This is a genomic window from Streptomyces sp. NPDC048825 (genome assembly GCF_043198355.1).
GTDB lineage: Bacteria > Actinomycetota > Actinomycetes > Streptomycetales > Streptomycetaceae > Streptomyces > Streptomyces xiangluensis.
The window spans coordinates 519702-539688 of record NZ_JBICUR010000001.1 but is presented as its reverse complement, the minus strand read 5'-3'; the positions used below and the strand labels follow the sequence as shown (position 1 = coordinate 539688).

The window sequence follows — 19987 nt, the reverse complement described above, 5'->3', positions numbered from 1 at the left end:
CACGGAAGTTGGCGGGTCCTTCTCACATCGGTGGTCTCACAGGTCTGTCGTATATGACACATACACGCACTGAGAGGGGGAGGCAGCAGTGACCAACATCCCCGAGACCGGGCGGACCCCACGCGTCCAGATTCGGCTAGTCGTCATCCAGATTCTCGTCTTCTCCCTCCTCGCCACCCTCGGCGGACGCCTCTGGTATCTCCAGATCCGCGAAGGTGATGCCTACGCCAAGGAAGCGTCCGGGAACCACGTTCAGCAGGTCGTGAGCCCGGCCGTGCGCGGGTCGATTCTCGACGCGCGCGGTGTGCCGATCGCCGACAACGAGACGCGGCTCGTGGTCTCCGCCTCGCGTACCGATCTGCTGAAGATGAAGGACGACGGCGAGGCGGTGCTCACCAAGCTCGCCGGTGTCCTCGGCCTGAAGCCCAAGGACGTCATGGAGAAGGTGCGGCTGTGCGACTCCAAGACGCCGCAGCCCTGCTGGAACGGCTCGCCCTACCAGCCGATCCCCATCACCGACGAGGCCACCGCCAAGCAGGCCCTCCAGATCCGTGAACGCTCCGAGGACTTCCCCGGCATCACCGCCGAACCCCAGGCCGTGCGCCGCTACGCGAGCCCCGGCGACGCCAACACCGCGCAGGTGCTCGGCTATCTCTCGCCCGTCACGGACGAGGAGATCACCAAGGCCGAGGACACCAACTCCCCGTACCTGCGCTCCGACATGGTCGGCCGCTCCGGCCTGGAGCGCCAGTACGACCAGCAACTGCGCGGCAAAGCCGGTGTCACCCGCTACGAGGTCGACAACCTCGGCCGCGTCATGGGCGAGGCCCAGAGCGACCCGGCCGAGCCCGGCGCCAACCTCGTCACCAGCATCGACGCCCGCGTCCAGCGCGTCGCCGAGTACGAGCTGAACAAAGCGATGAAGGACGCCCGCAAGGAGTTCGACAAGAACACCGGCGAAAACTACAAGGCGGACTCCGGCGCCGTGGTGGTGATGGAGTCCAAGACGGGCCGCATCGTCTCCATGGCGTCCAACCCGGCGTACGACCCGAACGCCTGGGTCGGCGGCATCTCCGCCAAGGACTACGCGAAGCTCACCGGCAAGAAGTCCAACTACCCACTGCTGAACAGGGCGATCCAGGGCCAGTCCGCCCCCGGCTCCGTCTTCAAGGTCATCCCGACGGCCGCCGCGATCAAGGCCGGCTACCCCTTCGACGGCCCGTACCAGTGCTCCAGCTCGTACAACATCGGCAGCCAGGTCTTCAAGAACTTCGAGTCCAAGGGGTACGGCCCGATCTCGCTGGGCCGCGCGCTCGAGGTCTCCTGCGACACCGTCTTCTACCGGCTCTCGCACGAGGAGTGGAAGCGGGACGGCGGCACCAAGCCGAAGAAGAACGCCAACGACTGGTTCTACAAGACGGCCCACCAGTTCGGCCTCGGCAAGGAGACGGGCATCGACCTCCCGAACGAGGTCACAGGGCGTGTCCCGGACCGCCAGTGGAAGCAGGCCTACTGGAAGGCCAACAAGGACTCCTGGTGCAAGACCGGCAAGAAGAGCGGCGACTACGCCGAGCGCATCGCGTACGAGAACTGCCTCGAAGGCAACAGGCTGCGCGCCGGTGACTCCGTCAACTACTCCATCGGCCAGGGCGACACCCTCGTCACGCCGATCCAGATGGCCACCATCTACTCGGCGATCTCCAACGGCGGCACCATGTACGACCCGACCGTCGGCAAAGCGATCGTCAGCGCCGACGGCAGGAGCATCCAGGAGATCGCCCCGAAGTCGCACGGCAAGCTGCCGATGTCGAAGCAGACGCTCGGCGCGATAGACGAAGCCCTCGAGGGAGTCGCCACCCGCGGTACGGCCGCCTGGCGCTTCGCCGATGTCGGCTGGCCGCAGGACAAGATCCCGATGCACGCCAAGACGGGTACCGCCGAGGTCTACGGCAAGCAGACCACCTCATGGTTCACCACGTACACCGAGGACTACACCGTCGTCATGACCATCTCCCAAGGTGGTACGGGCTCCGGCGCCTCCGGCCCCGCCGTGCGCAACATCTACGACGCGCTGTACGGCGTCTCCGACGACGGCGAGATCGACAAGAAGAAGGCCCTGCTGCCCGAGCCGCAGAAGAGCCTGCCGAAGATTCAGCCGGACGGTTCGATCGACGCCCCGAAGATCGGGAAGTATGTGCCGCAGGAGGAGCAGGAGGCCGAGAGCCAGCAGGCGGCGACCGGCGACGATCCGGCCGCCACGGTGCCCTCGCCGAACACCGGCACCAACCGCGACACCCGACGGCGCGATGCCCGACGGGGCACCGGCCGCCGCAGGAAGAGGCGGAGGAGCACCACATGACCGGCGCGAACGGCTTCTCCGTCTCCGGCTACGGGCCCCAACGCTCCACCTGGGCACGGCTGCTCGCCCGCGACTCGCTGGCGCGCCGCCTCGACTGGCCGATACTGCTCTCGGCCATCGCCCTCTCGTTGATCGGCGCGGCCCTCGTCTACTCGGCGACCCGCAACCGCACCGAGCTCAACCAGGGCGACCCGTACTACTTCCTGTTCCGGCACCTGCTCAACACGGGCATCGGCTTCGCCCTGATGATCGGCACCGTCTGGCTGGGCCACCGCACGCTGCGTGGGGCCGTGCCGATCCTGTACGGCATCTCGGTGTTCCTGATCCTGCTGGTGCTGACCCCGCTCGGCGCCACGATCAACGGCTCGCACGCGTGGATCAAGCTGCCCGGCGGATTCTCGCTGCAGCCCTCGGAGTTCGTGAAGATCACGATCATCCTCGGTATGGCGATGCTGCTGGCTGCGCGGGTCGACGCAGGTGACAAGCCCCACCCCGACCATCGCACGGTCCTGCAGTCCCTGGGCCTGGCCACCGTGCCGATACTGATCGTCCTGCTCATGCCCGACCTCGGCTCGGTCATGGTGATGGTGATCATCGTGCTCGGCGTACTGCTCGCCTCCGGCGCCTCCAACCGCTGGGTGTTCGGCCTCATGGGCACGGGTGCCGCGGGCGCGATCGCGGTCTGGCAGCTCGGGGTCCTCGACGAGTACCAGATCAACCGCTTCGCCGCCTTCGCCAACCCCGAGCTCGATCCGGCCGGCGTCGGCTACAACACCAACCAGGCCCGCATCGCGATCGGTTCGGGCGGACTGTTCGGTACCGGGCTGGGCAACGGCTCGCAGACGACCGGCCAGTTCGTCCCCGAACAGCAGACGGACTTCGTCTTCACGGTCGCGGGCGAGGAGTTGGGCTTCATCGGCGCCGGCTTGATCATCCTGCTGCTGGGCATCGTCCTGTGGCGCGCCTGCCGTATCGCTCGCGAGACGACCGAGCTGTACGGCACGATCGTCGCCGCCGGGATCATCGCCTGGTTCGGGTTCCAGTCCTTCGAGAACGTGGGCATGACGCTGGGGATCATGCCGGTGGCCGGACTGCCGCTGCCCTTCGTGTCGTACGGGGGGTCGTCGATGTTCGCGGTGTGGGTGGCTGTGGGGTTGTTGCAGTCGATCCGGGTGCAGCGGCCGATGTCGGCGTAGGCGCTCCGCTGGAGGGGCCGTTCGAAGCTGGGGGTTCGTCGTGGCTTGTCACAGCCCCGCGCCCTGAAGGGGCGCGGGGCGAGTGCGTTGGCAGGGGTGTCGTCGGAAGCGCGAAGTAACGTCTGGAAGAACGTTAAATGTGTCTCAGATGTCGAGTGCATGCCCTTTGAGGGCTGCCCCCGATGCGGAATCGTGACTAGATTCAGTCCATGGCGGACACAAAGCGGGAGATCGAGCGTAAGTACGAAGCCGGTGAGAGTGCTGGGCTTCCCGATCTGAGCGGCGTCAGCGGCGTCGCGAGCGTCATAGACAAGGGTCTCGCCGAACTCGACGCGACGTACTACGACACGGCCGACCAGCGGCTCGCCGAGGCGTCCATCACGCTGCGCCGCCGTACCGGAGGCGATGACGCGGGCTGGCATCTGAAGCTGCCGGTCTCCGACGGCGTACGCGACGAGATCCGCGCCCCGTTGTCCGACGCCCTGCCCCGCAGTCTCGCCGGACTCGTCCGCTCCCGGGTGCGCGACGCCGAACTGCTCGCCCTTGTACGGCTCCAGTCCGCGCGCGACGTCCGCCACCTCGTCGACGCCTCCGGCGGTCTGCTCGCCGAGGTCAGCGTCGACCGCGTACACGCCGAGCGGCTCAGCGGCGGCGACGGAAGCACCGACTGGACCGAGATCGAGGTGGAGCTGGCCGACGACGGCGATCCCGCCTTCCTCGACAAGGTCGAGAAGAAGCTCCGCAAGGCCGGGATCAGCCGCTCCAAGTCCGCCTCCAAACTGGCCAGAGCGCTGGCCGAGACCGGGAAACAGGCGGAGACCGGGAAACAGGCGGAGACCGGGAAACAGGCCGAGACCGGGAAGACCAAGCAGACCAAGCAGGGGGGTCGGAAGAAGCCCAAGGTTGTCGTGACCGCGGAGCCCGAGCCGCCCACCGCGGGCGACCACGTCCTCGCGTACGTACGCGCCCAACGCGACGCGATCGTCGAACTCGACCCGGCCGTACGGCGCGACGTATACGACTCCGTGCACCGGATGCGCGTCGCCACCCGCCGGCTGCGCAGCAGCTTCCGCTCGTACGGGAAGGTCCTGGACCGGGCCGTCACCGACCCGATCGGCGATGAACTCAAGTGGCTGGCAGGGGAGTTGGGAGTCGACCGCGACCAGGAGGTGCTGACCGAGCGGCTGACGGCGGCTCTCGACGAACTGCCGCGCACCCTGTTCGCGGGCCCTGTCCGCACCCGCCTGCGCACCTGGGCGCACGCCCGGCGCGGTGGTTCGCGCCGCCGGCTGATCGCGGTACTGGACGGAAAGCGGTACCTGGACCTGCTTGCCACCCTCGACTCCCTGGTCGCCGAACCGCCGCTCCTCAAGGCCGCCGCGGGCCCGCCCGACAGGGTGATCGGCAAGGCCGTCCGCAGCGACTTCGCGAAGCTGTCCGCCCTGGTGGTCCAGGCCATCGACGCACCTCCCGGCACGGACCGCGACCTCGCGATCCACGAGGCCCGCAAGAAGGCCAAGCGCACGCGGTACGCGGCGGAGGCAGCCACCAAGGCGCTCAGCGAACCCGCCGTCGACCTGGTCAGATCGATGAAGTCCCTCCAGGGCCTCCTCGGCGACCACCAGGACAGCGTGATGACCCGCCTCTCGCTGCGCGACCTCGCCACCCAGGCCCACGCGGCGGGCGAGAGTTCCTTCACATACGGGGTGCTCTACGGCAGGGAGGAGCAGCGCGCGGCGGACGTCGAGCGGGCACTGCCGGAAGCCTGGACGACGATTTTCGCCGCGGCCGGGGGGCTCGTGGGGACGCGTTAGTCTTGAGGGTCACCCCTGTCAGCTCACGAAGGTCCCCACCACGATGTCTGTCGAGTCGGTCTTCCCACAGCTCGAGGCCCTGCTGCCGCATGTGCAGAAGCCGATCCAGTACGTAGGCGGTGAGCTCAACTCCACCGTCAAGGATTGGGACAGCTCCGACGTCCGCTGGGCGCTCATGTACCCCGACGCGTACGAGGTCGGACTGCCCAACCAGGGCGTGCAGATCCTCTATGAGGTGCTCAACGAGCGCGAGGGCGTGCTCGCCGAGCGCACGTACAGCGTGTGGCCGGACCTCGAGGAGCTGATGCGGGAGCACGGCGTCCCGCAGTTCACGGTGGACAGCCACCGCCCGGTTCGCGCGTTCGACGTGCTCGGGCTCAGCTTCTCCACGGAGCTCGGCTACACGAACATGCTGACGGCCCTGGACCTCGCGGGCATCCCGCTGGAGTCGAAGGACCGGGGTCTCGACGACCCGATCGTGCTCGCCGGAGGCCACGCCGCCTTCAACCCCGAGCCGATTGCCGACTTCCTCGACGCGGCGATCATCGGCGACGGTGAGCAGGCCGTGCTCGACATGACGGAGATCATCCGCGCCTGGAAGGCGGAGGGGCGGCCGGGCGGCCGCGAGGAGGTCCTGTTCCGCCTCGCGAAGACCGGCAACGTCTACATCCCGGCGTTCTACGACGTGGAGTACCTGCCGGACGGCCGCATCGGACGGGTCGTACCGAACAAGTCCGGTGTCCCGTGGCGGGTGTCCAAGCACACCGTCATGGACCTGGACGAGTGGCCGTACCCGAAGCAGCCGCTGGTGCCTCTGGCGGAGACGGTCCATGAGCGTATGTCGGTGGAGATCTTCCGCGGCTGTACGCGCGGCTGCCGCTTCTGCCAGGCGGGCATGATCACGCGCCCGGTGCGCGAGCGCTCGATCACGGGTATCGGCGAGATGGTCGACAAGGGCCTGAAGGCGACCGGCTTCGAGGAGGTCGGCCTTCTCTCCCTGTCCTCCGCGGACCACTCCGAGATCGGCGACATCGCGAAGGGCCTGGCGGACCGGTACGAGGAGGACAAGGTCGGCCTGTCGCTGCCGTCCACCCGGGTCGACGCCTTCAACATCGACCTGGCGAACGAGCTCACTCGTAACGGCCGCAGGTCGGGCCTGACCTTCGCGCCCGAAGGCGGTTCGGAACGCATCCGCAAGGTCATCAACAAGATGGTCTCGGAGGAGGACCTGATCCGCACGGTCGCCACCGCCTACGGCAACGGCTGGCGCCAGGTGAAGCTCTACTTCATGTGCGGCCTGCCGACGGAGACCGACGACGACGTCATGCAGATCGCCGACATGGCGACGCGCGTGATCCAGAAGGGCCGCGAGGTCTCGGGCCAGAACGACATCCGCTGCACGGTGTCGATCGGCGGCTTCGTCCCCAAGCCCCACACCCCCTTCCAGTGGGCCCCGCAGCTCTCGGCCGAGGAGACGGACGCCCGTCTCGAGAAGCTCCGCGACAAGATCCGCGGCGACAAGAAGTACGGCCGCTCCATCGGCTTCCGCTACCACGACGGCAAGCCCGGCATCGTCGAAGGCCTGCTCTCGCGTGGCGACCGCCGCATCGGCGCCGTCATCCGTGCCGTCTACGAGGACGGCGGCCGCTTCGACGGCTGGCGTGAGCACTTCTCGTACGACCGCTGGATGCAGTGCGCCGACAAAACGCTGCCCGCGTACGGCGTGGACGTCGACTGGTACACCACTCGCGAGCGTACGTACGAGGAGGTTCTCCCCTGGGACCACCTCGACTCCGGCCTCGACAAGGACTGGCTCTGGGAGGACTGGCAGGACGCCCTCGACGAGACGGAGGTCGAGGACTGCCGCTGGACGCCGTGCTTCGATTGTGGCGTGTGCCCGCAGATGGACACTTGGCCACAAGTAAGTAACAGCGGGAAGAAGCTGCTGCCGCTGACGGTCAAGAACGCTGCGACCAGCGGGCACGGGCACTGAGGTGAGTGAGGCGCTGCGGCGCATCGTAGAGGCCCTGGGGGACGGCAGCGAGGAAGAGGCGGCTGCCGTCCTCAAGGCGCTCGGGGCCCAGCGTGGGCGGGAGCGGATCGTGCGGGAGGCGCCGAGAACGCCCCTGCCGCCCCCTGGGGGCTCGACGAGTGTCCATTCCGAGGTGGAGTGGGTCTGAGGCTTGGCGGCCTGGGAGAGAGCTGTACTCGGTGGTTGTCGTCTGAGTCCCGAAAGAACTCTGGCGCAGTCCGCACGCCGTCAGCGAGAAGGCGGATTTTCCCCGCGGTGGCGGCAGGGGAGGCAGCTGCGCTGACCTGCCAGCTAGCCGCGATCGAGCGGCAAGCGGGCGCCCCGCTGATGCCGCGATGCGAGCCGCCTCCCTGGCGAGAAGTCCCTGCGCCAGCACGGCCGCATCGAGATCGCCCAATATCAGGGTCGTGCGCGCGATCCGCGCTGTCCACTTGGGCTGGCCATACGAACCGGGAGGTGCGTTCCGCCCCGAAGGCGGAGACTGATTACAGAGAGAGGAGGCAGGATCATGGATGCTCAGGGCGACTGGACGAGTACCGCGCGCGGTATGTGGCTTTGGCCGGTGGCGATCCTGGTCGGCTTCCCAATCGGGGGACTTGTCGCAGACCTCGTCGTTGACGGAGTCGATTCCGTGGGAGCTGCGCTCGCTGCTGGTCTCATCGCGGGCGCAATCATCGGAGCGGCGGAGTGGTTCGCTTTGCGGCAGTGGGTCTCCTGGCTCTGGATCCCGGCGACGAGTGTGGGAATGGCCGTGGGCCTGGCCGCAGGAGCGGCTCTGGCCGACTATGGAATCGATCGAGGAGACGTCGTCCTCATCGGTGCCGTGACCGGCGTCGGTGTAGGGGCGTTGCAGGCGCTGGTGCTCGCACGACGCCGAATCCCTGGCGCGTTGTGGTGGGGATTGCGAACCCGCCTGCCTGGGCGCTTGGCTGGCTCGTGACGTCGTACGTGATCACGACAAACGTCGATGAGCGATTCCCGAACTTCGGGGCGAGCGGAGCGCTCGTATTCGGACTGCTGACCTGGCTGCTCCTTGCGGTGCTGTTCCGGGCGGCGGCGCCCGAAGTCCGGGGGATGGCGGCACGGTGAACGTGTCTCCCGATTGGTCCAAGCGTCGCCCGTAGCACGTCTGACCCGCCCCATGACGGGAGCACCGTTGGCATGCGGCGGCCCACGCTCGACGGCTTTCGCGGTGCTGGGGCCATGGACACGACCATTCAGATCGGCCCGACGGGCAGGAAGCTGCTGCCGCTGACGGTCAAGAACGGTGCGGCTGCGACCAGCGGACACGCTCACTGACGTGAGTGAGGCGTTGCGGCGCGTCGTCGGTGCGCCGGCGGGGTGACCGAGGACGAGGTTGTCGCCGCGCTGGAGCGGGTGGACGTACCGACCAGGCGGCGGCAGCCTCCCGTGCGGGAGTCGGGATGGCGTTCGTCGGCGCGTTCTGACACAGGGCAGCGCTGGGGCGTTTCCCGGCCACGGCCGCGGCGACGGCCGCGGGCTGCGGCGCACTTGGGCGATGGCCGGGGCCTACGGAGTGAACAGATCCGCCAGATAGGTCGGTTTGGCCTCGATCTCCGCATAGCGCCCGGTCTCCTTCGACCAAGCGATGTTCCCAGCGGTGAGCGCGTGGAAGTCTCTGACACAGCGCAGCGCGTCGTCGACGACATCGTCGGCGAGGCCGGAACGCGTCAGCCGCCCGGGCAGGACCTGCTCGAGATCGAGGATGCGCTGGACGTATCCGGCCTGCATTACGGCCACTCGCTCCGCCGCCTCCTGGAGGCTGCACCGGTGATGATGGCCGATCACCGTGACGGCATTGAACGCATAGTCATGCGCGAGTTCCTTGGGCAGCGAGTAGAGGTCGTTGATGCAGGCATTCGCGTAGATCACCGCCTCCCGCATGTCCGCGAAGGCCGGGTTCGCGTGCAGTTGGTCGGACAGGTCCACACCGGTACCGATTTCCATCAGGTCCAGGACGGCGTCGAACGCGAACGATGCGCGGCGGTGGGTGAGATATTGCTGCAGGCCAGGTACGCGCCCTTCCTCTCGATGAATCATCTCGGCCCGATAGCTGTCGAAATACCACAACAGGTGCGGGACAAATCTTCGCTGCCATATGGAAGAACGGACAGCCGTCGTACGGCGCCACAGATCGGCCAGGGAACGCGTCAGTCGCCCAGCCGTAACGGTTCCGTCGAAGACGGCGAACAGCGGCCCGAACGCCTCCCGCCACCGCGCTGGCTGGTAACCGCGCACCGGGTCGTCGTCGAACTGGTCGTCCAACTGGAACAGCCATGCGTTCCACTGGGTGATCAGCGTCAGCGCTTCCCGTGAGGCGTTCGGGCACAACCACGCGGTGAGCCGGTCCACACGAGTGCGTTGCACATGCTGACGTGCCTCCTCGGTGGGCACCAGACCGAACTCGTCCAGCCACGCGTCAGCGGCCGCCGTGGCCTCCTGGAGTTCCGGATTGAGCGCTGCCGGTACGGGTATGTAGAGGTCCGGAATCCGGAAATTGTCCATACGTCAGCTCGCTTCTCGGTAAATCTCTGCCATTCGCGACATCCAGCGACGTTGCCGATGCGGCATGCCCAAGGCACGCATGGAGTATGACCGGACAGTTCCAGCCACCGACGTAAATTACCCTGCCTGCAGACGGCGTTCGACAGAGGTCTCGTTTCTTCGGCGCTCATTGCCCTGCGCGGGGCAGCATCACAGACCGGGCGAATTCGGTCGGCCGCTGATGCAAGTACCCAGCGATCCAAGCCTGTTGTGAACAGGCCGGGTCAGGACCGGGTCAGCGGCGGCGGACGGGCCGGTTCAGACGAGCCAGGAGCAGAGCGACGTCGTCGCCCAGGCCGTGAGCCTTCTGCGTACCGGCGAGGAGGTCGTCGACAACGGTCTCCAGGTCCGCCGTGGGAGCGCCTCGCAGACCCCGGAGAAACCTCTCGTAGCCCTGGTCGATGTCCTTGTTCACGGCCTCGAGCAGGCCGTCGGTGGTCAGCGCGAGCACGCTGCCGGGAGCGATGCGCAGGCGGGTGGTCGGGTACCGCTGCTCTCGGTCGATCCCCAGGGGGAGACCGCCGGGGACCTCCAGGAGGCGCGGCGGCTTGCGGGGCGTGATCAGCGCTGGGGCCGGATGACCCGCCCGGCAGACCTGGAGCGTTCCGTCGGAGGGGTTGAGTGCTAGGTAACAGCATGTGGCGAACAGGGCCCTGTCCGGGTCGGTGTTCAGCTCGGCCAGCAGGCGGTTGGTGCGTTCCAGGACGGCCGCGGGCGGGTGTCCTTCGTTCGCGTAGGCATGCACGGCGGTACGCAGCCGCCCCATGAGAGACGCGGCGTGCACGCTGTGTCCCTGCACATCTCCTATGACCAGAGCCACGCCGCCGTCGGGCAGGCTGATGGCGTCGTACCAGTCGCCACCGATCCACATGCCGGAGGTGGCGGCCTGGTAGCGGGCGGCGATGGTGACACCCGGCGCCGTGAGCGGCCCGCGCGGCAGCATGCCACGCTGGAGCTCGGTGGCGAGTGCGTGTTCCGACTCGTACATGCCAGCCCGCTCCAGTGACTGGGCGAGCAGTCCCATGGTGGCGACCAGGAGGGCCCGCTCCTCGGGCAGGAATTCCTGAGGCTCGGGGAAACTGGCGAGGCAGGAACTGACACGGCCATGTGAGTCCGTGAGCGGCAGTGCCGCCCACGCCTGTGAGGTCGACTGCGCGAGCGGTGCCAGATGCGGATAAGCGGTGATCAGTGCGTCCGCGGAGCCGATGAGAACGGGCCCCCTGCGGTCGAGTGACTCCTCCACGAGTGTGCGGGCCGCGGCGTCGAGGACTCGCAGGGAGTCCTCACCCTGCTCGTCCTCGGCGCACGAGGCGACGACGGTCAACCGGTTCCCCTCCGGGGCGATCACCGCCAGCGCGTCCGCTCCGAAGGTACGCAATCCTGCCTGTGTAGCGGCCATGATGTCCTTGACCGTCACCGCGGCGGCCAGGGCCGCGGTCAGCTCCCGCATCCAGCGGTCACGGGTGGCGCGCTCGTACAACCGCCGCTTCTCCGCCTCGTGGCGTTCATGGACGGCCGTGGTGTCCATGACCACTCCGACCATACGGGCCGGCAGCCCGTCGGCGCCGGGCAGGACGCGGCCCCGGGCTTCCAGGGACCGGAGCTGGCCGCCGTCGGAGGTGACGCGGTACTCGATCTGGTAGTTGCCGCAGGATTGCGCTATCAGTCCCAAGGCATCGCGCACATCGGCCAGATCGGACTCGTGTACCGCGGCCAGGAAGCTCGAGATGTCCGAGGGGCCGTTCTCGGGCATGCCGTGCAGCGCGAGGGTGATCGGATCGCAGCTCACCTCGCCTGTGGCGATCTCCCAGGAGAAGAATCCCGCCTGCACGATGCTCGCGCTGGCCTGGAAGTCGCCGGGATTGGACTCGTCTTCCCGGAATACGGCAGTACGCACCGACCCGACGTCTTTCACTAGATCTCCCTGCCGCGGCGTGAACTACTGCCCTCCGAGGGGCTAACGGTTCTCAACCGGATGGGCCACGCACCGTGGTGGGTGGCCGATGGAAACCAGCCAGTGGGACGACTTGAGAGCCTACGGGACTGCGACACCATTCCCTCCCAGAGGTGAACGGGGTTCTCGCAGCGGAGTGTGCCCCCGCTCTTCCAGGGAAGATCGCCTGACCGACCCGACTGTGGCCGGATCGTGCGCATGCTAGTTGACTTTCCGGATCTTGCGCTAGACACCCCACCCGGCAGACCGCGTCGGCCGGGCATGCGAATGCGTTCCTCCGCCAGGACCATGCCGGTCGCTGAACGCGCGGCACAGGTGGGCCATGGTGGAGCGCCCACCGCCTCGTCTCGGGCGCCGAGATGGGCGCCCTGACCCGTACGAATCGGGCCTTGCCCCGACCGACCTGGACGAGTCTTGGAGACCGCGGAGCACAGCAACCGCGCGCCCACCGCCAACCGTCAACCACACTCAGTGACCGAGTGCACAGCCCTACGGTCCTCAATGCCCCGGCTGATAGCTCGCGAGGAAGGGGTCTGGGTCCGGCGGCTTCGCTGATCGAGGCAACGGCTGGCGCCATGCCTTGGCGAGGTGGTTGTACGTAGTTGCTCGCCCTGCCATGGACACGACCATCCAGGTCGGGCCTACGGGGAAGAAGCTGCTGCCGCTGACGGTGGTCAAGTAGGACGAGGCGAGGGCCCGGCCGCCGGCGGAAATGCCGTGGCCGGGCCCTCGTGCGTCGCGGCACAATGAGGCGATGCCACAGCTCGTCAGCCCTGATTCCAGGTTCCGTGTCTCCTTCCTGGATGCCGTGCGGGAGAGCGTCGCCGAGGACGAGTACTTCGGGGACACGCTCAAGCGGGAACTCGCCGTGTACGGCGACACCTGGCACGAGCCGGACGGCTTCGTGCGCTACGTGGCCGCGATCCGCGAGGAGGAGCACGCCACGGCCATGCTCCGCGAGGTCCTGCCGTACGCGCGGGCCGTCGGCCTCGACCGAGTGCTCGTCACCTGTGACACCACCAACGTCGGTTCGCGCAAGGTCATCGAGGCCAATGGTGGAGAGTTCGAGGACGAGCGGGGCGGGAAGCTGAGGTTCTGGATCCGTACGGGGTGCTGATGCGTCTTCGTCGGCATGGACCTGGAAAAGCCGCCGGCCGTGACGCCCGCACCGCGGCAGTACGAGATGAAGCCCGCGACCGGGCCGCAGCAGGACGCGGCGCCCGAGGGGTGTCTCGTGGTCGCGATCCGGATACCCGTGCGGATCGTCGTGCTCGTGCTGGTTGTGCCCGTACGGATGGTGTGGGACGCGCTTGTGGTGAGCGGGCGTTTCCTGAGGGACACGGTGTTCCGGCCGCTGGGGCGGGCGGTCATGTGGGTGCTCGCGCCCGTCGGGCGGGCGGTTGTGACCGTTCTGGGGTGGCTGGCCAAGCTGGTGTTTGTGTGGCCTTGGGTGGGGCTGTGGCGGTACGTCGTCGTGCCCCTCGGGCGAGGGCTGGGGTGGCTCGGGCATGCGCTGCTCGTCGTGCCGGTCGTGTGGCTGTACGCACGGGTGCTGACGCCCCTCGGGCACGGGATCGTGGCGGCGCTGCAGGGGATAGGGACCGGGTGCGCCTGGCTGTGGCGGGTGCTGGTGGTCGCTCCGGCGGGGTGGCTGTACGCACGCGTGCTCGCGCCGAGCGGGTGGGGGATCGCCTGGGTGGCGCGGGGTGTCGCGGCCGGGGTGGCGTGGGTGGCGCTGAGGTTGTGGGCGGGGATCGCCTGGGTCGGCCTGGGCGTGTGGTCCGGTGTGACATGGGTGTGCCGCGGGGTGTGGGCGGGCGTGACGTGGGTGTGCCGCGGGGTGTGGGCGGGCGTGACCTGGGTGTGCCGCGGCGTCTGGGCAGGTGTCGCATGGGTTGCTCGCGGTGTGTGGATCGGTCTGGCGTGGGTCGGAGGCGGTCTGTGGGCCGGTGTGACGTGGGCCGGGCGTGGGCTCTGGGCGGGGGTGACCTGGGTTGCGATGGTCGTCGGGACCTTGCTGCGGTGGGTCTTCGTCGTGCCGGCCGTTGCCCTGTGGCGTTGGGTGTTCGTGCCGGTCGGTCGGGCGATCGCCGTCGTCGCGCGCGAGATCGGCACGGCGATCGGGCACGCATGGCGGGTCGCCGGGTATGTGTCGCTCGCCGTGGGGCGGTTCCTGGGGCGGCTCTTCCGGTGGATCTTCGTGGAGCCGGTGCGGTGGGTGTACAAGAGCGTGCTCACGCCCGTCGGACATGTCGTACGGGACGCGATCTGGCGGCCCGCCGCCGAGGCCGCGCGCAGCGTGGGGCGCGGCGCCCGGCAGGCCCTGACCAGCGCTCGCGAGACCGCTCGGCAGACCCGGGCCGACATCCGGCGGATGCTCTTCGGAGCGCCCCCGGAACCCGAGCCGGTGCCCTTGGCCAAGGGACTCCGGGAACCCACGGTGCTCCCTGCGCGTACTCTGGAGGGTAGGTCCGGACGCGACGACCTGTCCCCGCCGAGGCGGGGGTGATCCGGACGGGGCGACGCCGGAAGGCGTCATCCGCCGCCAGTCCCGCTCACGCGGGGGCGACGAGGTCCACCGCACGTCCACGGGGCGGTGCAGCACGTACCGCCTCACAGCGAGGAGAAGAACCACTGGGCAAGCGACAGCCCGAAGGCCCGCCGCCCGCACCCGCGGTGCAGCGCGTACGCCTGCGCTACACCAAGCGCGGCCGCCTCCGGTTCACCAGCCACCGTGACTTCCAGCGCGCCTTCGAGCGTGCGCTGCGCCGTGCCGAGGTGCCGATGGCGTACTCGGCGGGGTTCACACCGCACCCGAAGGTGTCGTACGCCAATGCCGCACCCACCGGCACGGGCAGCGAGGCCGAGTACCTGGAGATCGCGCTCACCGAAGCGCGCGATCCCGACCAGCTGCGGGCGCTCCTCGACGAGTCGTTGCCTGCCGGGCTCGACATCGTCGACGCGGTCGAGGCCCGTACGTCGGGACTCGCCGACCGGCTCACGGCCTCCGTCTGGGAGCTGCGCCTCGACGGCGTGGCACTCGCGGACGCCGAGCGCGCAGTCGACGCCTTCATGAAGGCCGAGACCGTCGAGGTCCAGCGCAAGATGAAGAACGGCATGCGCACCTTCGACGCCCGCGCCGCGGTCGCGAGCCTGGAGGCGCAGAGTGCCGAGCCTGAGACGCAGAGTCCACAGCCTGATAGGCCGACCGACCAGCCCTGTGCGATACTGCGGCTGGTTGTTCGGCACGTGACGCCTGCCGTACGACCCGACGACGTCCTGTCCGGTCTCCGAGCTGTGGCCGACCTGGCGCCGCCGGTCCCCGCAGCGGTGACCAGGCTGGCGCAGGGGCTTTTCGATGAAGAGACCGGCACGGTGACCGACCCGCTCGCGCCCGACCGCGAGGCAGTGGCAGCCGCCCCACTCATGGCCGCAGCCACCGCCGCCGCGACGGCGTCGGCGTAAGGAAGGTCCCGCGTAAGGACGGACGTCGTAGCGCCGCCCTCGTACTCGGGAGCCACCTGGGTCGGGCAGCGCACCGACCACAAGACTTTCGCCAGGCCGTACGCAACACGGCGTACGGAACCGGCGAGACAGAACACAGAGAGCTCCCGAGCGGCGCCCGCGCCCCGGACGGCGGCACCGCGCATCGCGCGAGCCGCGGACGTCACCGGTACAGCCGGACCAGGTGCGGCGCCCGGGAGCCTGACGGGAGATCCACCCGCATGCTCGAGCCGAACGAACCCGCTGAGGGTCCCGAGAACAACACCCCCAGCGACACCTTGCCGCCACGTCGGCGCCGTCGCGCCGCCTCCCGTGCCGCGGGGCCGCCCGCGGGGACGTCCGAGTCCGGTGCCGTGGCCGAGACCACGGCACCGGCCATACCGCCGGTGAGCTCCGCCGATCTCGCGGCGGAGGAGCCGGAGGAGATCGCGGCGACCTCTGAGACGGCTGTGGCCGCCGAGACGATTGCCGCCGACGAGACAGCAGCCGCGGCTGCGGCGTCCGCTGTCGCTCCGGCCGCGGAGGAGTCCGCGCCGACCGAGACCCCTGCGCCCGCTGAGGCCGTCCCTGCCGTGGAGGAGCCCGCCGGGCGTACGCGCCGTCGTGCGACACGTCGTGCTTCCGCCCCCGCTGGTGCGCCCGAGGCAAGCGTCGTCGCTGCCGCAGCACCGGCTGTCGAGGAGCCGGATGCCGAGACGGCCGCCCCCGCGGCTGCCGACGCCGAGCCTGCCGTCGGTGAGGCCGCGCCTGCCGGGCGTACGCGCCGTCGTGCGACGCGTCGTGTGACCGCACCGGCCGCTGCGCCTGAGCCGGCCGATGCCGAGGCCCCGGCCTCGTCCCCGGCTGCTGCGGAGCCCGCGGCCGAGACCGCCGCCCCCGCCGCTTCCGCGTCGGCCGGTGCGCCTGAGTCGCCTGCTGCCGAGGTTCCGGCTGCCGAGGTAGCGACCGCCGCCGAAGACACGGAAGACGCCGAAGCGGAGCCCACCGTGGGTGACGCCGCGCCTGCCGGGCGTACGCGCCGTCGCGCCACGCGTCGCGTCTCGGCTCCCGCCGGTGCGCCCGAGGCCGGCGAGGCCGCCGACAGTGCAGCCCCCGCCGCCGACACCCCACAGACCACCCCCGAGCCGCTCACCGAGCCCGCCGCCGTAGTCGAGCCGGAGCAGACCACCGAGACCGAGGACATCGCCCCGCGCCGTGCGCGCCGTCGCGCCACGCGGCGTGCCGTTGCGCCTGCCGGTGCGCCCGAGGCCGCCGAGGCGGAGCCCACCGCCGAGGCCGTTGTCCATGACGAGCGCAGGGAGGCCCCTGTGGCCGCTGCCGAGACCGACCAGACCACCGCCCCCGAGCCGGAGGCCACCCCCGAGCCGGCGGAGGACGCCGCCCCGCGTCGTACGCGGCGTCGTGCCACCCGTAAGACCGCCGCCGGCGGCTTTGCCGCGCCGGCCCCCGACAAGAAGCAGGCCGAGGAAGAAGAGTCCGCGCAGCCGCCCGCGCGTCCCGCTGTCGCCGTCTTCCAGGCGCCCGTCTTCACCGAGCCGATGTTCCAGACGCCGGAGCGCGCGGCAGCCGCCGCCGCTGCCGAGGCCGAGGAGGACGAGGACGAGGACGTCGCCGAGACGGCGGCCCCGGAGCCCGTCGAGGAGGAGACCGGTCCGCGTCGGCGCCGTCGCCGCAAGGCGGCTGAGGAGCCCGCGGAGACTCCCGAGGCCGAGGAGTCCGCTGAGGAAGAGGGCGACGAGACCGAGGAGACCGGCTCGCGTCGTCGGCGCCGTCGCGGTGGCCGTAGGCGTCGCCGGGGCGAGAACGCCGAGCAGGACGGCGAGGCTTCGGAGAGCGAGGAGACCGTCTCCGAGCAGGCCTCCCAGGACACCGAGGACACTGAGGACACCGACGAGCAGGCCGAGGACGACGCTCAGGAGCAGCGCGAGGAGCGCGAGGAGTCCGGCGGTTCCAGCAGCAGCCGTCGCCGCCGGCGCCGTCGGCGTCGTGCCGGTGACGCGCCCGTCGAGGCCGAGCCGAGCGACGGCGACCCCGAGCGCACGGTCGTCAAGGTCCGCGAGCCCCGCCCGAAGGCCGAGCCGTCCGACGAGGTGCAGTCCATCAAGGGCTCGACCCGTCTGGAGGCCAAGAAGCAGCGCCGCCGTGAAGGCCGCGAGCAGGGCCGCCGCCGGGTGCCGATCATCACCGAGGCCGAGTTCCTGGCGCGCCGCGAGGCCGTCGAGCGCGTGATGGTGGTCCGGCAGAACGGCGACCGTACGCAGATCGGCGTACTCGAGGACAACGTGCTCGTGGAGCACTACGTCAACAAGGAGCAGTCGACCTCGTACGTCGGCAATGTCTACCTGGGCAAGGTCCAGAACGTACTGCCGTCGATGGAGGCCGCCTTCATCGACATCGGCAAGGGACGCAACGCGGTCCTGTACGCCGGTGAGGTCAACTTCGAGGCGCTGGGCATGGCGAATGGCCCGCGGCGTATCGAGACCGCCCTCAAGTCCGGCCAGTCGGTCCTCGTACAGGTCACGAAGGACCCGATCGGGCACAAGGGCGCGCGCCTGACCAGCCAGGTCTCGCTGCCGGGCCGCTATCTCGTATACGTCCCCGAGGGCTCCATGACGGGGATCAGCCGCAAGCTCCCGGACACCGAGCGCGCCCGCCTGAAGACCATCCTCAAGAAGATCGTCCCCGAGGACGCGGGCGTCATCGTGCGCACCGCAGCCGAGGGCGCGAGCGAGGACGAGCTGCGCCGTGACGTCGAGCGGCTGCAGGCGCAGTGGGAGGACATCCAGAAGAAGGCGAAGGGCGGCGGCAACGCCCCGACGCTGCTGTATGGCGAGCCGGACATGACCGTCCGCGTCGTGCGCGACATCTTCAACGAGGACTTCACCAAGGTCATCGTCAGCGGCGGCGAGGCCTGGGAGACCATCCACGGATACGTCGCCCATGTCGCCCCCGACCTGGCCGAGCGTCTGCAGAAGTGGACGAGCGAGGTCGACGTCTTCGCGTCGTACCGGATCGACGAACAGCTCGCCAAGGCGCTGGACCGCAAGGTCTGGCTGCCGAGCGGCGGTTCGCTGGTGATCGACAAGACCGAAGCGATGATCGTGATCGACGTCAACACCGGCAAGTTCACCGGTCAGGGCGGCAACCTCGAAGAGACCGTGACCAGGAACAACCTGGAGGCGGCCGAGGAGATCGTGCGCCAGCTGCGGCTGCGTGACCTCGGCGGCATCGTCGTCATCGACTTCATCGACATGGTCCTGGAGTCCAACCGGGACCTGGTGCTGCGGCGGCTCCTGGAGTGCCTGGGACGCGACCGTACGAAGCACCAGGTCGCCGAGGTGACCTCGCTGGGTCTTGTCCAGATGACGCGGAAGCGCGTGGGCCAGGGTCTGCTCGAGTCGTTCTCCGAGACCTGCGTCCACTGCAACGGCCGTGGCGTCATCGTGCACATGGAGCAGCCGACCGCCCTCGGGGGCGGCGGCAAGCGCAAGAAGCGTGCGCGGGCCGGTGCCGAGCCCCTGCCCGAGCAGGTCCCCGCTCCGGCCATAGAGGCGGTCCAGGCCGTCGAGACCGCCGAGGAGGAGGCCGAGACCGAGGCGGAGATCGCCGCCGAGGCCGCCGCGCCCGTCGCGCTGGCCGAGCCCGCCTTCGTACCGGACGAGGAGCTGTACAGCAGCGCCGCCGAGGCGGAGGCCGCTGCCACCCGGGGTGGCCGTTCGCGACGGCGGGCCAGCCGTCGTGCGTCGGCACCGGCGGGCGCGCCGCGGCCCGAGTCGCGTAGGCCCGAGCGCAGGGCAGAGGTCGAGGCTCCGACGGCGCAGACCGTGACCGCCGAGGACGAGGCCGAGCTTCCCGTGCAGCCGGAGCCGGCTGCCGTCGCACAGGCGGAGCCCATGGCCGCCGAGGATGCCGCGCCCAAGGGGCGTACGCGTCGTCGGGCGACCCGCAAGGTCTCGGCGCCGGCCGGTTCGCCGGAGGCGGCCGAGGAGGTCGTGGTGACGGTCACCGAGCCGGTCGCGGCCCCCGTCGCTGAGCCCGAGCCGGTAGCCGAGCAGCAGCCCGAGCCGGCCGCCGAAAGCGCGGCTCCGGCCCGCCCGCGCCGCCGTGCGGTCCGGATGGCCACCGCGCCCACCGCGCCGGAGGACACGGCCGTCGTGGTCGTCCCGTCGGCCCCCGCGGAGGAGCCCGCCGAGGCGCCGGTCGCGGAAGCCGAGTACACCGGGGACGCCGAGTACACCGGGGACGCCGACGAGGCGCCGGCCAAGAAGGCGGCCCGTAAGACGGTCAAGAAGGCGACCGCGAAGAAGGCCGCCGCGAAGAAGACAGCGGTCAAGAAGACGGCCGTCAAGAAGGCCACGGCCAAGAAGGCGACCACGAAGAAGGCGGCCACCAAGAGGGCCACGACGAAGAAGACCGCGGCGGCGGAGCAGACGCCGTCGTCGTCCACCGTCACGGCCGCCACCGACGAGGACCGGAACGAGGGCTGAACCGCCTCGGCGCCCTCTGGCCGGCGGAGAACCCGCCGGTCAGAGGGCGTCGGCGTACCCGAAGCCAGTCAACTGG

13 protein-coding genes are annotated in these 19987 nt (G+C 69.7%); 11 read left to right on the top strand and 2 right to left on the bottom strand.

Translation table 11 applies throughout. The annotated features are described in order from the left end of the window. The first annotated feature begins 88 nt into the window (after window positions 1-88). From mrdA to ACGFNK_RS02380, 7 genes are all read left to right on the top strand, one after another. On the top strand, window positions 89-2359 hold the full coding sequence (mrdA, locus tag ACGFNK_RS02410; RefSeq protein ID WP_393411113.1) for a penicillin-binding protein 2: 2271 nt from the start codon (window positions 89-91) through the stop codon (window positions 2357-2359). Next, window positions 2356-3555, top strand: a complete 1200-nt coding sequence (rodA, locus tag ACGFNK_RS02405) for a rod shape-determining protein RodA (protein WP_393411111.1) — start codon at window positions 2356-2358, stop codon at window positions 3553-3555. The genes mrdA and rodA overlap by 4 nt, the downstream gene beginning before the upstream one ends. Window positions 3556-3764: 209 nt before the next feature. Then, complete coding sequence (locus tag ACGFNK_RS02400; protein WP_393411109.1) at window positions 3765-5369, top strand: CHAD domain-containing protein; 1605 nt, start codon at window positions 3765-3767, stop codon at window positions 5367-5369. 43 nt (window positions 5370-5412) lie between these two features. Then, window positions 5413-7362 (top strand): TIGR03960 family B12-binding radical SAM protein, encoded by a 1950-nt coding sequence (locus ACGFNK_RS02395; protein WP_393411107.1) that lies wholly within the window; start codon window positions 5413-5415, stop codon window positions 7360-7362. Window position 7363: 1 nt separating this feature from the next. Next, window positions 7364-7549 (top strand): hypothetical protein, encoded by a 186-nt coding sequence (locus ACGFNK_RS02390; RefSeq protein ID WP_393411105.1) that lies wholly within the window; start codon window positions 7364-7366, stop codon window positions 7547-7549. Between the two features lie 360 nt (window positions 7550-7909). After that, window positions 7910-8341 carry a hypothetical protein gene (locus ACGFNK_RS02385; protein WP_393411103.1) on the top strand — a complete coding sequence of 144 codons (432 nt, stop codon included), beginning with the start codon at window positions 7910-7912 and terminating at the stop codon, window positions 8339-8341. An 8-nt stretch (window positions 8342-8349) separates the two neighbouring features. Next, window positions 8350-8490: a hypothetical protein gene (locus ACGFNK_RS02380; RefSeq protein ID WP_393411101.1), complete on the top strand. Its 141-nt coding sequence runs from the start codon at window positions 8350-8352 to the stop codon at window positions 8488-8490. A gap of 441 nt (window positions 8491-8931) precedes the next feature. Here ACGFNK_RS02380 and ACGFNK_RS02375 read toward each other — a convergent pair whose 3' ends face one another. Both ACGFNK_RS02375 and ACGFNK_RS02370 read right to left on the bottom strand, forming a co-directional pair. Beyond that, window positions 8932-9816 carry a hypothetical protein gene (locus ACGFNK_RS02375; protein ID WP_393411099.1) on the bottom strand — a complete coding sequence of 295 codons (885 nt, stop codon included), beginning with the start codon at window positions 9814-9816 and terminating at the stop codon, window positions 8932-8934. A 385-nt stretch (window positions 9817-10201) separates the two neighbouring features. Continuing rightward, window positions 10202-11881 (bottom strand): SpoIIE family protein phosphatase, encoded by a 1680-nt coding sequence (locus tag ACGFNK_RS02370; protein WP_393411097.1) that lies wholly within the window; start codon window positions 11879-11881, stop codon window positions 10202-10204. A 793-nt stretch (window positions 11882-12674) separates the two neighbouring features. On the opposite strand from ACGFNK_RS02370, the gene ACGFNK_RS02365 reads away from it, so the two are divergent. From ACGFNK_RS02365 to ACGFNK_RS02350, 4 genes are all read left to right on the top strand, one after another. Further along, a complete protein-coding gene (locus ACGFNK_RS02365; RefSeq protein ID WP_393411095.1) occupies window positions 12675-13037 on the top strand; it encodes a GNAT family N-acetyltransferase in 363 nt (120 codons plus the stop codon). Between the two features lie 15 nt (window positions 13038-13052). Further along, window positions 13053-14429: a hypothetical protein gene (locus ACGFNK_RS02360; RefSeq protein WP_393411093.1), complete on the top strand. Its 1377-nt coding sequence runs from the start codon at window positions 13053-13055 to the stop codon at window positions 14427-14429. 167 nt (window positions 14430-14596) lie between these two features. Next, the gene (locus ACGFNK_RS02355) at window positions 14597-15385 is read left to right on the top strand and encodes a TIGR03936 family radical SAM-associated protein (RefSeq protein ID WP_388671710.1); all 789 of its coding nucleotides are present in this window, start codon (window positions 14597-14599) and stop codon (window positions 15383-15385) included. A 260-nt stretch (window positions 15386-15645) separates the two neighbouring features. Continuing rightward, window positions 15646-19911: a ribonuclease E/G gene (locus ACGFNK_RS02350; RefSeq protein WP_393411091.1), complete on the top strand. Its 4266-nt coding sequence runs from the start codon at window positions 15646-15648 to the stop codon at window positions 19909-19911. The last annotated feature ends 76 nt before the right edge of the window (window positions 19912-19987 follow it).

Bases quoted from the DNA above. Each gene is read 5' to 3' on its own strand.
- rodA (WP_393411111.1), top strand. From the start codon at position 2,356: ATGACCGGCGCGAACGGCTTCTCCGTCTCCGGCTACGGGCCCCAACGC.
- ACGFNK_RS02400 (WP_393411109.1), top strand. From the start codon at position 3,765: ATGGCGGACACAAAGCGGGAGATCGAGCGTAAGTACGAAGCCGGTGAG.
- ACGFNK_RS02395 (WP_393411107.1), top strand. From the start codon at position 5,413: ATGTCTGTCGAGTCGGTCTTCCCACAGCTCGAGGCCCTGCTGCCGCAT.
- ACGFNK_RS02385 (WP_393411103.1), top strand. From the start codon at position 7,910: ATGGATGCTCAGGGCGACTGGACGAGTACCGCGCGCGGTATGTGGCTT.
- ACGFNK_RS02365 (WP_393411095.1), top strand. From the start codon at position 12,675: ATGCCACAGCTCGTCAGCCCTGATTCCAGGTTCCGTGTCTCCTTCCTG.
- ACGFNK_RS02360 (WP_393411093.1), top strand. From the start codon at position 13,053: ATGGACCTGGAAAAGCCGCCGGCCGTGACGCCCGCACCGCGGCAGTAC.
- ACGFNK_RS02350 (WP_393411091.1), top strand. From the start codon at position 15,646: ATGCTCGAGCCGAACGAACCCGCTGAGGGTCCCGAGAACAACACCCCC.